Source organism: Micromonospora sp. AMSO12t (genome assembly GCF_008806585.1).
Classification (GTDB): Bacteria; Actinomycetota; Actinomycetes; order Mycobacteriales; family Micromonosporaceae; genus Micromonospora; species Micromonospora reichwaldensis.
In genome coordinates, this window is the sequence record NZ_WAAS01000188.1 from 1 (window position 1) to 12,849 (window position 12,849).

General features: G+C 74.4%; 15 protein-coding genes. 5 read left to right on the forward strand and 10 right to left on the reverse strand.

All coding sequences use genetic code 11. The features are described from left to right. The 3 genes from F6X68_RS23180 to F6X68_RS23190 form a co-directional block, all read right to left on the reverse strand. Positions 1-1,177: helicase-related protein (locus tag F6X68_RS23180; protein WP_255474759.1), on the reverse strand; the 1,177-nt coding region annotated here is incomplete at its 3' end. A 29-nt stretch (positions 1,178-1,206) separates the two neighbouring features. After that, positions 1,207-1,407, reverse strand: coding sequence for a DUF397 domain-containing protein (locus tag F6X68_RS23185; protein ID WP_132235920.1), 201 nt, complete (start codon positions 1,405-1,407; stop codon positions 1,207-1,209). Between the two features lie 39 nt (positions 1,408-1,446). Further along, positions 1,447-2,289, reverse strand: coding sequence for a helix-turn-helix transcriptional regulator (locus F6X68_RS23190; RefSeq protein WP_151456261.1), 843 nt, complete (start codon positions 2,287-2,289; stop codon positions 1,447-1,449). A gap of 126 nt (positions 2,290-2,415) precedes the next feature. On the opposite strand from F6X68_RS23190, the gene F6X68_RS23195 reads away from it, so the two are divergent. Genes F6X68_RS23195 through F6X68_RS23205 form a run of 3 tightly spaced genes read left to right on the forward strand, consistent with a single transcriptional unit; the run spans position 2,416 to position 5,241 of the window. Continuing rightward, complete coding sequence (locus tag F6X68_RS23195) at positions 2,416-3,057, forward strand: GPP34 family phosphoprotein (RefSeq protein WP_151456262.1); 642 nt, start codon at positions 2,416-2,418, stop codon at positions 3,055-3,057. A gap of 40 nt (positions 3,058-3,097) precedes the next feature. Next, a complete protein-coding gene (locus F6X68_RS23200; RefSeq protein ID WP_151456263.1) occupies positions 3,098-4,627 on the forward strand; it encodes an APC family permease in 1,530 nt (509 codons plus the stop codon). Further along, positions 4,624-5,241, forward strand: coding sequence for a GNAT family N-acetyltransferase (locus F6X68_RS23205; protein ID WP_151456264.1), 618 nt, complete (start codon positions 4,624-4,626; stop codon positions 5,239-5,241). The genes F6X68_RS23200 and F6X68_RS23205 overlap by 4 nt, the downstream gene beginning before the upstream one ends. A 148-nt stretch (positions 5,242-5,389) precedes the next feature. Here F6X68_RS23205 and F6X68_RS23210 read toward each other — a convergent pair whose 3' ends face one another. Further along, entirely contained in the window at positions 5,390-6,217 is an 828-nt protein-coding gene (locus F6X68_RS23210) for a SigB/SigF/SigG family RNA polymerase sigma factor (RefSeq protein ID WP_151456265.1), read from the reverse strand. Positions 6,218-6,593: 376 nt separating this feature from the next. On the opposite strand from F6X68_RS23210, the gene F6X68_RS23215 reads away from it, so the two are divergent. Continuing rightward, positions 6,594-7,331, forward strand: a complete 738-nt coding sequence (locus F6X68_RS23215) for a hypothetical protein (RefSeq protein ID WP_225852381.1) — start codon at positions 6,594-6,596, stop codon at positions 7,329-7,331. Between the two features lie 28 nt (positions 7,332-7,359). On the opposite strand, the gene F6X68_RS23220 is transcribed toward F6X68_RS23215, so the two are convergent. Then, positions 7,360-8,949 carry a phospholipase D-like domain-containing protein gene (locus F6X68_RS23220; protein ID WP_151456266.1) on the reverse strand — a complete coding sequence of 530 codons (1,590 nt, stop codon included), beginning with the start codon at positions 8,947-8,949 and terminating at the stop codon, positions 7,360-7,362. Positions 8,950-9,091: 142 nt separating this feature from the next. Here F6X68_RS23220 and F6X68_RS34685 point away from each other — a divergent pair, with 142 nt between their 5' ends. After that, positions 9,092-9,220, forward strand: coding sequence for a hypothetical protein (locus F6X68_RS34685; RefSeq protein WP_255474758.1), 129 nt, complete (start codon positions 9,092-9,094; stop codon positions 9,218-9,220). Between the two features lie 81 nt (positions 9,221-9,301). On the opposite strand, the gene F6X68_RS23225 is transcribed toward F6X68_RS34685, so the two are convergent. The 5 genes from F6X68_RS23225 to F6X68_RS23245 form a co-directional block, all read right to left on the reverse strand. Further along, positions 9,302-10,288 carry a pirin family protein gene (locus tag F6X68_RS23225; RefSeq protein ID WP_151456267.1) on the reverse strand — a complete coding sequence of 329 codons (987 nt, stop codon included), beginning with the start codon at positions 10,286-10,288 and terminating at the stop codon, positions 9,302-9,304. A 10-nt stretch (positions 10,289-10,298) separates the two neighbouring features. After that, positions 10,299-10,781, reverse strand: a complete 483-nt coding sequence (locus tag F6X68_RS23230; protein WP_151456268.1) for a MarR family winged helix-turn-helix transcriptional regulator — start codon at positions 10,779-10,781, stop codon at positions 10,299-10,301. Between the two features lie 219 nt (positions 10,782-11,000). Further along, positions 11,001-11,585, reverse strand: a complete 585-nt coding sequence (locus tag F6X68_RS23235) for a general stress protein (RefSeq protein ID WP_151456269.1) — start codon at positions 11,583-11,585, stop codon at positions 11,001-11,003. Positions 11,586-11,637: 52 nt separating this feature from the next. Beyond that, positions 11,638-12,447, reverse strand: a complete 810-nt coding sequence (locus F6X68_RS23240; RefSeq protein ID WP_225852382.1) for a helix-turn-helix domain-containing protein — start codon at positions 12,445-12,447, stop codon at positions 11,638-11,640. 77 nt (positions 12,448-12,524) lie between these two features. Next, on the reverse strand, positions 12,525-12,849 hold a 325-nt coding region (locus tag F6X68_RS23245), incomplete at its 5' end, for a cellulose binding domain-containing protein (protein WP_192581511.1).

Below are 12,849 nucleotides of genomic sequence, written 5' to 3' on the forward strand. Positions count from 1 at the left end.
CGGGCAGGGCCAGCCCGGCGCCGTCCGGCGAACCCCAGGCGGCCAGCTCCAGGGCGAAGCCGGTCAGGTCGGCGGTCGCTATCTCCGGCTCCGGCTGCGCGGCCAGCCGCTCGTGGGTCGCCGCCGACCAGCAGCGGTAGACGTGCCCGGGCGCCTCCCGGCCCGCGCGGCCGGCCCGCTGGGTGGCCGCCGCCCGGGACACGCCGACGGTGACCAGGGCACCCAGGCCCCGGGCCAGGTCCATCCGGGCGACCCGGGACAGCCCGGCGTCCACCACCACCCGGACGCCCGGCACGGTCAGACTGCTCTCCGCCACCGCCGTCGCCAGCACCACCCGCCGCCGGTCGGCCGGGCGCAGCGCCGCGTCCTGGTCGGCGCCGCGCTGCCGGCCGTGCAGCGGCAGGACGGCAACCGCGTCGCGCAGGTCGGCCAGCCGGCCCGCGACGGCACCGATCTCGCCGGCACCGGGCAGGAAGACCAGCACGTCACCGTCGCACTCGCGCAGGGCCCGGCGCACCGTCGCCGCGACGTGGTCGAGCAGGCCCCGGTCGACCGGGCCGGCCCCCGGCGCGGCCACCGGCCGGGGCGGCGGCGCCCAGATCCGGGTCACCGGGTGCAGGGCCGAGGACGCCCGTACGATCGGCGCGGGAGCGCCACCGCCGCCGAGCAGCGCGGCGAAGCGGTCCGCCTCGGGGGTGGCCGACATCGCCAGCAGCCAGAGGTCGGGGCGCAGCGCGGCCCGGGCCTCCACCGCGAACGCGAGCGCGAGGTCGGCGTCGAGCTGCCGCTCGTGGCACTCGTCGAGCAGCACGGCGCCGGTGCCGGCCAGCTCGGGATCGCGGTGCAGCCGCCGCACCAGCAGCCCGGTGGTGACCACCTCGACGCGGGTCCGCGGTCCGGTGCGGCGCTCGCCGCGCACCGCGTACCCGATCCGCTCGCCGAGCGGCTCGCCGAGCAGCGCGGCCATCCGGCGGGCCGCCGCGCGGGCCGCCACCCGGCGCGGCTGGGCGACCAGCACGCGACCGGGGACCTCGTCGGCCACGGCCAGCGGGGCGAGGGTCGTCTTGCCGGTGCCGGGCGGGGCGACCAGCACCCCGGCGCCGGCGCCGCGCAGCGCCGCGACCAGCTCCGGCAGCACCGGGCGTACGGGCAGGTCGAGGGGTACGTCCGAGAGCACGGCCCAGTCTCGCACCGCCTGGGAGCGGCTCAGCCGGGGCGTACCCCGTCGACGCCGGTGACGAAGGCGCGCCAGGCCGACGCCGGGAAGGCCAGCACGGGGCCGGGCCGGTCCTTGCTGTCCCGGACGGCGATCCGGTCCCCGGCGGCGGCGACCTCCACGCAGTTGCCGTTGCCCACGCTGCGGCTGCTGGTGCGCCACTGGGCGCGGGTCAGGTCGAGCGCGCTCATCGCGGTACCCCCGTCTGTGCCGGCGCGCCGCGTCAACGGTCACGCAAAGTGACGAGAAGCTTCCGTCAGGCGGGTCAGGGACGCCTCCGGACCGAGTGCCATCCGGCACATCTCCTCGTGCACAAGGCTATACCCGCGCACCTGTCCGGCCTCCTCCAGAGCCAGCCCCATCGTGAGGTTTTCCAGGTAAACCACGGCCGCGTCGGCGGTGTCGGCGAACGTCAGCACGACGTACGGCGCGTTCATCGCCGGATGCCCGCCGGCGGAGAACGGAAGTACCTGGAGGGTCACGTTCGGTAGTTGAGAGACCTTCGCGAGGTGGGCCATCTGGTCGGCCATCACGGCGTTGCCGCCGACCGGGCGGCAGAGCACCGCCTCGTTGAGCACCACGGACAGCTCGACCGGATTGTCGCGGTGCAGCACGTTCTGCCGATGCAGCCGCGCGGCGACCTTGCGCTCGATCCCGTCCTCGCCCGCGGTGCGCCGGAAGACCTCCCGCGCGTACGCCTCGGTCTGCAACAGCCCGGGCACCGCCTCGACCTCGTATGTGCGCAGGCTCGCCGCCTCCGCCTCCAGCCCGACGTAGAACTCGAACCACTCCGGCAGGACGTCGCTGTACTTCTGCCACCAGCCGCGCTGCTGCGCCCCGCGGGCGATCTCGATGAGCGCCTCGGCGTCGGCCCCGGTCACCTCGTACAGCGCCAGCGCGGCCCGGACGTCGCGCGGCTTGATGCCGATCTGGGCGTTCTCGATGCGGGAGAGGTTGCTCTTGGACATGTCCAGTTGCCGGGCGGCGACGTCCAGGGTCATGCCCGCGCGCTCGCGCAACTGGCGGAGTTCCCGGGCGATACGGCGGCGGCGGACGGTGGGGCTCGCGGTCACCCTCCGAGTCTGTCACGGCAAGATCCGCAGGTGGGCCCAGCACGGAGTGCAACTTCCATAAACGGGAGTTGCGTTGCAGTCACGGCCGGTGCATCCTTGCCCGGTTGCGAACACTGTGGACAACCCGTGCGGGAGGACCGGTTGCTCATCGCCGACGAGTTCTTCCTGATCACCCACAACGACAGTCGGGGCAAGGCGAAGCTGCACCCGACGGCGACCGGTCTCGGCCTCGCCGCAGGGCTGCTCGGTGAACTGGTCCTGCGTGGACACGCCACCGTCTCCGCCGGGCTCGTCACGGTGCTCGACCGGCGCCCGCCGGCGGACGCGCTGGCGCACACCGTGCTGGACCAGCTGGTCGGTGAGACGCAGCAGCACCCGGTGCGTACCTGGCTGAGCTTCCTGGCGCAGACCGCCACCACCTCGGTGGGCGAGCGGCTGGTCAGAGCGGGGGTGCTGCGCCGGCAGGAGACCCGGCGGCTGCTGCGCACCACCGTCAGCTACCTGCCGATCGACCTCAACGCGGTGGCCTGGCCGGCCACCCGGCTGCGCGCCCTGCTCGACCGGCCGGAACCGCCGAGCGTGCCCGACGGGACGCTGCTGGGTCTGGTCGTCGCCGCCGGGCTGAGCCGCGAGGTGCTGTGGAGCGCCGGCCCCCGGGCACACCACCGGCTGGGCGTGCTCATCCCGGCGCTGCCCCCGCCGCTGCGGGAACTCGTGACGCACACCGAGGCCGCCGTCGGCGCCGCCGTGCTGCGCGGCGTCGGCTGACGCCCTCCACCCCTCCCTCCCCTCGAACCGGAGTCCGCGTATGTCGACACCAACGCTCGCCCGACCGAGCAACGTCTCCGAGGCCCTGGCCCGCGGCCGGCTCGGTGTGCCGTCGGTGATCTTCTTCGTCCTCTCCGCCGCCGCCCCGCTGACCGTCGTGGCCGGCGTCGTCACCACCGGCTACGGGGTCGTCGGGGTGCTCGGCATCCCGCTGGCCTTCCTGACGGTGGCCGCGGTGCTCGCCCTCTTCTCCATCGGATACGTGGCGATGGCCCGGCGGATGGCCAACGCCGGCGCGTTCTACGCCTACGTCGCCCGCGGGCTGGGCCGTCCGGCCGGCGTCGGCGCCGCCTGGGTGGCGCTGATCGCGTACAACGCCCTTCAGGTTGGGCTCTACGGCACCATCGGCGCCGCCGCGGAACCGGTGCTGGGCCGCCTGTTCGGGGTGGCCCCGGCGTGGTGGGTGGTGGCGCTGGTCGCCTGGGCGACGGTCGGCGTGCTCGGTCTGCTCCGCATCGACCTGAACGGCCTGGTGCTGGCGGCGCTGCTGGTCGCCGAGATGGTGGTGATCGTGGTCTTCGACCTCGGGCAGCTGACCCACCCGGCTGGCGGGGACGTCAGCTTCGCCGCACTGTCACCGGAGAACCTCGTCGTGCCCGGCGCCGGCGCGGTGCTGGTGCTGGCCATCCTGGGCTTCGTGGGCTTCGAGTCCGCCGTGGTGTTCAGCGAGGAGAGCAAGGACCCGCGGCGGACGGTGCGGTTGGCCACCTATCTCTCCATCGCCATCATCGCGGGGATCTACGCGCTGTCGTCGTGGAGCATGACCGTCGCCGTCGGGCCGGACCGGATCGCCGCCGAGGCGGGCGAGCAGAGCATCGGACTCATCTTCAACCTGGCCGAGGCGCACCTCGGGGGCACCGCCGTCACCATCGGCCAGGCGCTCTTCCTGACCTCGGTGCTCGCCGCGATGATCTCCTTCCACAACACCACCGCCCGGTACACGTTCGCGCTCGGCCGGGAGCGGGTGCTGCCGGCCGTGTTCGGGCAGACCTCGCCGCGCACCGGCTCGCCCCGGGCCGCCTCCCTCGCGCAGAGCGCGCTCGGCCTCGTGGTGATCCTGCTCTACGCGCTCAACGGCTGGGACCCGGTGGTGCAGCTGTTCTACTGGGTCGGCACCGCCGGCGGCTTCGGGGTGCTGCTGCTGATCGCCACCACCTCGGTCGCGGTGATCGCCTTCTTCGCCCGCAACGGAGTCAACGAGACGCTGTGGCGGCGCGCGGTCGCCCCCGGACTAGCCGCCGTGGCCCTGGCCGTGATCGTCCTGCTTGCGGTGGTCAACTTCGCCGACCTGCTCGGGGTGGCCCCGGACTCGCCCCTGCGCTGGGCGGTCCCGGCGGTCTACCCGGTCGCCGCGCTGCTCGGCCTGCTGTGGGCGCTGGTGCTGCGCGGCAGCCGCCCCGACACGTACGCCCGGATCGGTCTGGGCGCGGAGAGCGTGGCGGTGACGGCGCCGCCGCCGGCCGGGCATCTCGGCGGGCCCGTCCCGGGCGGGACGGCGGCGCGGCGGTGAGCGAGGTACGCATCGAGCGGCTCGGGCCGCGGGAGACGTCGCTGGTGGCCGGCCGGATCGCCGAGGCGTTCATGGCCCTCGACGCGCCCCGTTGGCTGGTGCCCGACGCCGCGCGGCGGCAGTCCGTGCTGGCCGGCAACTTCGCGATCCTGGTGGACCACGCGATGCGGTACGGCCTCGTCCACGCGACCGCGGACCGGGCGGGGGTCGCGGTCTGGTTCCCCTCGGTGGGCGACCCGGCCCCGCCGCCGGAGGACTACGACGCCCGGCTGGCCGCGGCCTGCGGGGAGTGGACCGACCGGTTCGCCCACCTGGACAAGCTCTTCGAGGCCCACCACCCGCACCCCGACCACCACCACCTGGCGTTCCTCGCCGTCGCACCGGACCGGCAGGGACAGGGGCTGGGCAGCGCGCTGCTGCGGCACCACCACGCCGTCCTCGACGCCGAGGGGGTGCCCGGTTACCTGGAGGCGGCCAGCGAGACCGGCCGCGACCTGTACGCGCGGCACGGCTACCAGGTCGCCGAGCCCTTCCACCTGCCCGACGGCACGCCGTTCTGGCCGATGTGGCGGGAGCCCACCCGCGCGGCGACGGCGGCCGGGCAGCCCGCCTGAACGACGGCGCCCTGTCCCACCAGTCCGAGCGGCGACGCCCGGGTCACCCCCGCGAGAGGGTGACCCGGGCGTCGTGCCGCCGTGGCGAGGCGTCCGCCCCGGACACGACGATGGCCGGGCCCGCCGGCCCGGCCATCGCCCACCACCCCTAGTACGTGCCGTCGAGCTGCCCCCGCAGCTTGGTCAGCGCGCGGGCCAGCAGCCGGGACACGTGCATCTGCGAGACGCCGATCTGATCGGCGATCTGCGACTGCGTCAGGTTGCCGTAGAACCGCAGCGTGAGGATCTTCTGCTCCCGCTCGTCGAGCGTGGCCAGCGCCGGGCCGAGGGCGACCCGCAGCTCGGCCAGCTCGAACTCGCCGTCCACTCCGCCGAGCATGTCGCCCAGCTCGGTCGCGCGGTCGCCGTCGCCGGTCGGGGTCGAGAGCGAGACCGCGTTGTAGGCGCGGGCGCCCTCCAGGCCCTCCAGCACCTCTTCCTCGGTGAGCTTGAGGTGGGCGGCGATGTCGGCCACCGTGGGCGAACGGCCCAGGGTCTGCAACAGCGAGCTGTTGGCGTCGGAGATGGCCAGCCGCAGCTCCTGGAGCCGGCGGGGGACCCGGATGTCCCAGGTGCGGTCGCGGAAGTGCCGCTTGAGCTCCCCGATGATGGTGGGGATCGCGTAGCCGGCGAAGTCGACGCCGCGGGACGGGTCGAACTTGTCGATCGCCTTGATCAGGCCGACCGCGGCGGTCTGGGCCAGGTCGTCGGTGGGCTCGCCCCGGCCGCTGTAGCGGTGCGCGAGGTGGTTGGCGAGCGGCAGCCAGGCCTCGATCGCCTTGTCGCGCAGGGCGGCGCGGGACGGGTGGCCGGCCGGCAGCGCGGCCATTGCGTTGAGCAGGTCCGCGGCGCTGTCGGTGAGCGCACGCGGGTCGAGCTTCTGGGCGGTGCTCGGCGCTGTCGTGGCCGCCGGCTCGCTGATCGTTGGCGCGGTCATGGGTGGTCCTCCCTGCACCTCGTCCGCGGATGAAAGACGTGACGCTTAGGTTTAAGTTCAGATGTCCGTTCGGGAGTCACCTTAGCCCGATCGGTCTGACGAAATCTAGCCGAAAGTACGATGTACTTAAGTAATTTTCCGGCACGGACGGCGTAAATCGGGCGAGGCGGCCTCGGATTGTGGGCTGGCTTACGTCGGGCGTACGGTCAGCCGGCCCCGCCGGACATCGACGATGTCGCATCCGGGCGGCCCGGACCGGCCGGCCGAGCGGTCACGGTCACCCCGGATGACCGGCGCCGATTGTCGGCTTTCCGTCGTTGTCCCGTCCACGAGACGGGCCGTAGCGTGCGGGTACCCGCCCCGCTCCGGAGGTGCCGTGCTCGACCCCGCCGCTCCCCATCTCGTCGTCAACAGCCGCACGCTCTTCTTCGGCTGGCTGCCGGCGGACCCGGACGCGGTCGCGGCGCTGGTGCCGGCCGGGCTGCGCCCGTCGGCCGACCGCCTGGTCTTCATGAACCAGTACGTGGTCGACGACGAGTGCCAGACCTCCGGCTTCGGCGCGTACTCGCTGACCTACCTCGGGGTGGCGCTGGCGGGGGTGGACGCGCCGGGCGGGATCAACCCCGGCGGCTGGTGGACGGACTACGTGACCTGTAGCGCACGGGTCCGCGCCTACGCCGCCGCGCGGGGGGCGCCCGCCGTCGTGGGCCGGACCCGCATCGAGCACCACGACGGGGAGATCGTCGCCGAGACGGAGATCGACGGCGTACCGGTGATCCGCGCCCGCTGCCTGGTGGGCGAGACGGGCCGGGCGATCAGCAGCGGTCACCACCGCTACTTCACGGCGCGCGACGGGCAACTGCTCAGCGCCGTCTACCCGTACGTCGCCGAACCGGTCGACCCGTTCGTGATCGAGTCGGTGGAGTTCCTGGAGCCGGCCCACCCGATCTACGCGCTCCGCCCGGAGAACCCGCTGACCATCGGCTTCGGCTTCTACTCCCCGCGCGCCTCGTTCGCCTATCCCGGTGGGCTGACGGTGCACACCGCCGACGCCGGCCCCGTCGGGGCCGAGCCCGCCCGCAGCCGGGCCGACGCCCTCTTCGTGCCCGTCTGACGGTCAGCCCCGTGCCGGGCCGGAGCGCTCACCACGTGCCCGCCCGCCGGGCCCGCAGCGGCCGGCCGTCCGGGTCGTAGACCAGCCGGTACGCCGGCAGCGCCCAGGCCCGGGTGTACCAGGGCAGCCGTTCCGCCCGGTGCGGCAGCAGCCGGCCCGGGGGCCGGGGACCGGCCTGCCCGTCGTCGTACCACCGTTGCAGCGCGTCGGCGGCGGCCCTGATCGCCGTTACGGCGTCGGCCGGGTCGATCAGGTCGGCGTCCTCGCCGCCGTCGGGGTCGCGGTCCAGGTGCTCGCGCCACAGCCGCAGCCGCAGGTCCCGGGCGAAGACCCGGGCGCCGTCGCCGAGGCCGGCCGGGTCGGTCGGCGCCCGGTCGTCCCGGGTGCCGTCCAGCACCGCGCAGGACAGCTCGCTGTCGTGCGTCCAGGACCGGCGGTTGAAGTTGTCGCTGCCCACGCTGGCCCACACGTCGTCGACCACGCAGACCTTGGCGTGCACGTAGACCGGGGTGCCGGCGTGGTTCTCCACGTCGAGCACGTGCACCCGCTCGGGGGCCGCCCGCTCGCAGAGCGACAGCGCCTGCTCGCGGCCCACCATGTTGGGCGGCAGCGCCAGCCGGCCGTCCACGTCCGGGAACCGGGGGACCACGGCGACCAGGTGCAGGTCGGGATTCTCCCGCAGCGCCCGGGCGAACAGGTCGGCCACCTCGCTGGACCACAGGTACTGGTCCTCCAGGTAGATCAGCCGCCGGGCCCGCCGGACCGCCTTGGTGTAGCCGCGGGCCACCGTGCGCTCGCCGTCGGGGGCGAAGGAGTAGCGGGGCCGGACCGCCGGGTAGGTGCGGAGCACCTGGACGTCGTGCGGGCCGCAGGGCGGCGGGTCGGCCGGCTGCGGCGGCAACGGGTCGGGCCGTAGGTCCGCGCCGCGCAGCCGGTCGCGCAGGTAGGCGAGGGGGTTCTCCGAGTCCAGCGGCATCGGGTCGGTCCAGCGCTCCCGGAAGGTGGTGTCCAGCGCGCCCACCACCGGCCCCCGCACCGCGAGCTGCACGTCGTGCCAGGGCGGGTGGTCGCCGTAGCGGGCGGACATCTGCACCGCCTGCGGGTCGCCCCGGTGCGCGGCGTCGTCGCGGCGGCTGTGGCACAGGTCGATCCCGCCGGCGAAGGCGACGTCCCGTTCCGGCGCGCGCAGGTGCCGCAGCACCACCAGCTTCTGGTGGTGCGAGCCGCCCCGGCGGACCCGCTGGTCGAGCAGCACCTCGCCGCCGGCGGCGGAGACCGTCTCGCTCAGGTTGCGGTTCTCCGCCTCGCTGTAGGCCAGGAGGTCCAGGTGGGAGCGCCAGATCAGGCCCTTGACCACCACGCCCCGCTGCGCGGCGCGCGCGAAGAGCTGCGCCACGGTCGGCCCGTCCGGGCGCAACCGCTGGTCCGGGTCACCCCGCCAGTCGGTGAAGAACAGGTGGTCGCCGGCCTCCAGCGCCTGCACCTCGTCGACCAGCCGGTCGAAGTACGCGGCACCGTGAATTAACGGCTCGGCAAGGTTTCCGCTGCTCCAGACGGGTAACTCTGACACCGGGTTGGCGCGTTCGGCTGCGCTCAGGAACCAGTTGCGCGGTGCCACCGTTCCAGCCCCCCGAGGTCGACAACGTCCTCACGGTAGGACCCGTGTCGCGGGTCCGCATCCCGGCCGGCACTCCGGTGACCGGTCGGACGGCCCCCGACAGCCCGCCCGATCACGACGCGAACACCGAGGAGGCAACACCATGCCCGGCGAGACGACGAACCCCGTGACCGAGTACCGCGAGCAGGCGGTCGAAAGCGAGCGGGGCGCGCTGGTGACGGTGTTGCTCATGGTGATCCTGGGAGTCGCGGGCATCTTCGCCGTCTCCTGACGCGCCGGTGGGCGCCACGTCCCGACGCGCCGGTGGGCGCCACCCGGCCGTGCCGGGGGCGCCCACCGCCCGCGCGTGGGATCAGGGCCTCGGGGCCTGGCCGTCGGTGTGCGGCAGCCGCTCGGCGGGGACGACACCGAGCCGGCCGGCCTTGAAGTCCTCGAACGCCTGGAGCAGCTCGTCGCGGGTGTTCATGACGAACGGGCCGTAGTGCGCCACCGGCTCCCGGATCGGCTCGCCGCCCATGATGTAGAGGTCCAGCGTCGGGGTGTGGCCGTCCTGGCTGGCGTCCGCGGTGAAGGTCAGCGCGTCGCCGGGGCCGTGCACGGCGAGCTGCCCCGTGTGCACCGGCCGCCCGTCGGTGCCCACCGTGCCCCGTCCGCCCAGCACGTAGACCAGGGCGTTGAAGTCCGGCCGCCACGGCAGGTCGACGCGGGCACCCGGCTGCACGGTGACGTGCGTGATGGTGATCGGGGTGTGGGTGGAGCCCGGCCCCCGGTGCCCGGCGATCTCGCCGGCGATCACCCGGATCAGCGCGCCGCCGTCGGGCGTGGTCAGCAGGGCCGCCTCGCGACCCCGGATGTCCTGGTAGCGGGGCGGGTTCATCTTCGCGGCCCGGGGCAGGTTGACCCAGAGCTGGGTGCCGTGGAACAACCCGCCACTCATGACGAGGTGCTCCGGCGGCGCCTCGATGTGCAGCAGGCCGCTCGCGGCCGTCATCCACTGGGTGTCGCCGTTGGTGATCGTGCCGCCGCCGCCCTGCGAGTCCTGGTGGTCCATGATCCCGTCGATCATGTAGGTCACCGTCTCGAAGCCGCGGTGCGGATGCCAGGCCGTGCCCTTCGGCTCGCCCGGGGCGTAGTCCACCTCGCCCATCTGGTCCAGGTGGATGAACGGGTCCAACTCGCTCACCGGCACGCCGGCGAACGCCCGGCGGACCGGGAAGCCCTCGCCCTCGTAGCCGCTGGGCGCGGTGGTCAGCCGGCGGACCGGGCGGAACGCGGTGGACTCGTCGAGCCTGGGCAGGCGGGGCAGGACGAGCACGTTGTCGACGGTGATGGCGGGCATCGGGGGCTCCTCAGCTGTGCGGGTGGGCGGTCGACGCGTCGCGGTCCGCGCGCAGGCGCCGGCCGAGTCGCTCGAAGATCCGGGTGAGGCAGGCGACCTCGGCGTCGTCGAGGTCGTCCATCAGGTGGGCGCGCACCGACCGCAGGTGGTGCGGGGCGGCCTCGCGCAGGGCCAGCAGCCCGGCGGCGGTGAGCACGGCCTCGCTGCCGCGGCGGTCGTCGGGACAGGACTCCCGGGCGACCAGGCCGCGCCGCTGCATGGTGGTGATCTGGTACGTCAGCCGGCTGGGCGAGAAGACCAGGCGGCTCGCCAGCTCGCCCATCCGCAGCCGCTGGCCCGGCGCCTCGGAGAGCAGGACGAGCACGTGGTAGTCGGCGAAGGTGAGCGCGCTCTCGGCGCGCAGGTCGTCCTCCAGCCGTGTGTAGAGCCGCTGGCTGGCCTCGATGTAGGCGCGCCAGGCGGCGAGTCGGGTGCTGTCCAGGCTCTCGGTCACGCCATGACAGTAGCACTATTTCAAAATTTAACTAGTGTCCTGTGGGCGCGGTCACCCGCGACGCGGCGATTCCGTTCAGCTTTGAAGGGGGTACCCGGACCGGGGCGGGGCCGCCGCCGACCCGGACCGGCCGGCGCCGGCGTCCGCCCGGGGCGGACGCCGACGTCCGGACGACGGGCCCGGGGCGGTCGCGGCCGGCGGACGCCACCGGCGTGGGCCTCAGCGGGCGGGCGGTGCGGCCGCCATGTGCATCCGGCCGAGCAGCTGACGCGCCTGCTCGGCGAACTGGGCGTCCACGAGGACGGCGTACTGGCCGGCGCGCAGCGAGCTGGCCGAGGTGAAGTCGCGCCGCCCGCCGGTCATCGCGTGCGCGACCGCGCCGAACACCGCTCCCCAGATCGCGCCGACGACGAGCCCGACCAGGATCGCCGCGACCCAGTTGCCGGCGGTGAAGATGCCGAACAGCAGCCCGATGAAGAGTCCGAACCAGGCCCCCGTGCCGGCACCCGCCAGGGCCGCCCGCCCCGTCGTCATCCGGCCGAGCACGGTCTCGACCAGGGTGAGGTTCGTGCCGACGATGGCGCTGTGTTCGACCGGGAACCGGTTGTCCGCCAGGTAGTCGACGACCCGCTGGGCGGACGGATAGTCCGGATACGAGCCGATCGTCACGGTGGGCGGACCGGTCTGTGGGCCGTGCCCGTCGTGACCGGGGCCGCTCGGGCGGCCGGCCGGACCGGACGGGAGGGTGTCGCCGCCCGGCATCCCGGGCCGCCATGCCGAGGTGGGACTCGACGGTGTGGTCATGAGTTCCTCCTTCGTCACCGCCCGCGTTCCCGCCGCCGTCGCGAGGTAACGCTCAGCGGGCGGCGACGCGCAGGTACGCGGCGGTGGCCTCGTCGGCGGGGAAGAAGGACTCGATGGAGAGCTCCTCGACCGTCACGTCCAGCGGGGTGCCGAAGGTCGAGACGGTGCTGAGGAAGGCCAGCTCGCCGCCCGGGTGACGCAGTCGCAGGGGCACGACCACGTCCCCGGCGCGGGGCAGGCCCGCCTCCGGGTCGGCCGGCCCGCCCGGGTAGCCGCGCAGCTCGTCGTGCAGCGCGCCCAGTTCGGGATCGTCGGTCAGCGCCAGGTGCCGGCGCAGCCGCCCGAGCAGGTGGGCCCGCCACTCGCCGAGGTTGGCGATCCGGGGCGCCATGCCCTCGGGGTGCAGCGTCAGCCGCAGCGCGTTGGCCGGCGGCCGGAGCAGGTGCGCGGCGACACCCTCCGTGAGCAGCGGCAGGGTGGCGTTGCCGGCCACCAGGTTCCAGCGCCGGTCCACCGCGACGGCCGGGTACGGCTCGTGCGCCCGCAGGACCCGGCGTACCGCGTCGAGGACCCGTCGCAGCTCGGGGGAGTCCAGCGGGGCGTGGGAGTAGACGGGGGCGTACCCGGCGGCCAGCAGCAGCCGGTTGCGGTCACGCAGCGGCACGTCGAGGTGCTCGGCCAACCGCAGGACCATCTCCCGGCTCGGCGCGGAGCGCCCGGTCTCCACGAAGCTGAGGTGCCGGGTGGAGATCTCCGCCCCGACCGCGAGGGCGAGCTGGCTGAGCCCGCGCCGTCTGCGCCACTGCCGCAGCAGCGCCCCGACCGGCGCCCGCCGCTGCTCCACCGCCACGGCGACGCCCACGCGCCGATTCTAGGCCGCGTTGCGCGGGACGGCTCCGGGCCTCGCCCGCCCCGTGCGGGACGGGCGAGGCGCGGCGGTCAGGAGCAGGCGGTGCCGTTGAGGGTGAACCCGGTCGGGGTGGGCAGGGCGCCGCCCGGCCAGGTGCCCTGGAACCCGAGCGAGACCGTGCCGCCCGTGGGCAGGCCGGCGTTCCAGGCGGCGTTGCGCACGGTGATCCGGTCGCCCGACTGGGTCCAGTCGCCGTTCCAGCCGTTGGTCAGCCGGACCCCGGCGCCGGGGGCGAACGTGAGCGTCCAGCCGGTGAGCGCGGCGCCGTGGTTGGTCACCCGCAGCTCGGCGGTGAAGCCACCGGACCACGAGTTCGGGGTGTACGACACCGTGCAGCCGCCGGTCGGCGGGGGA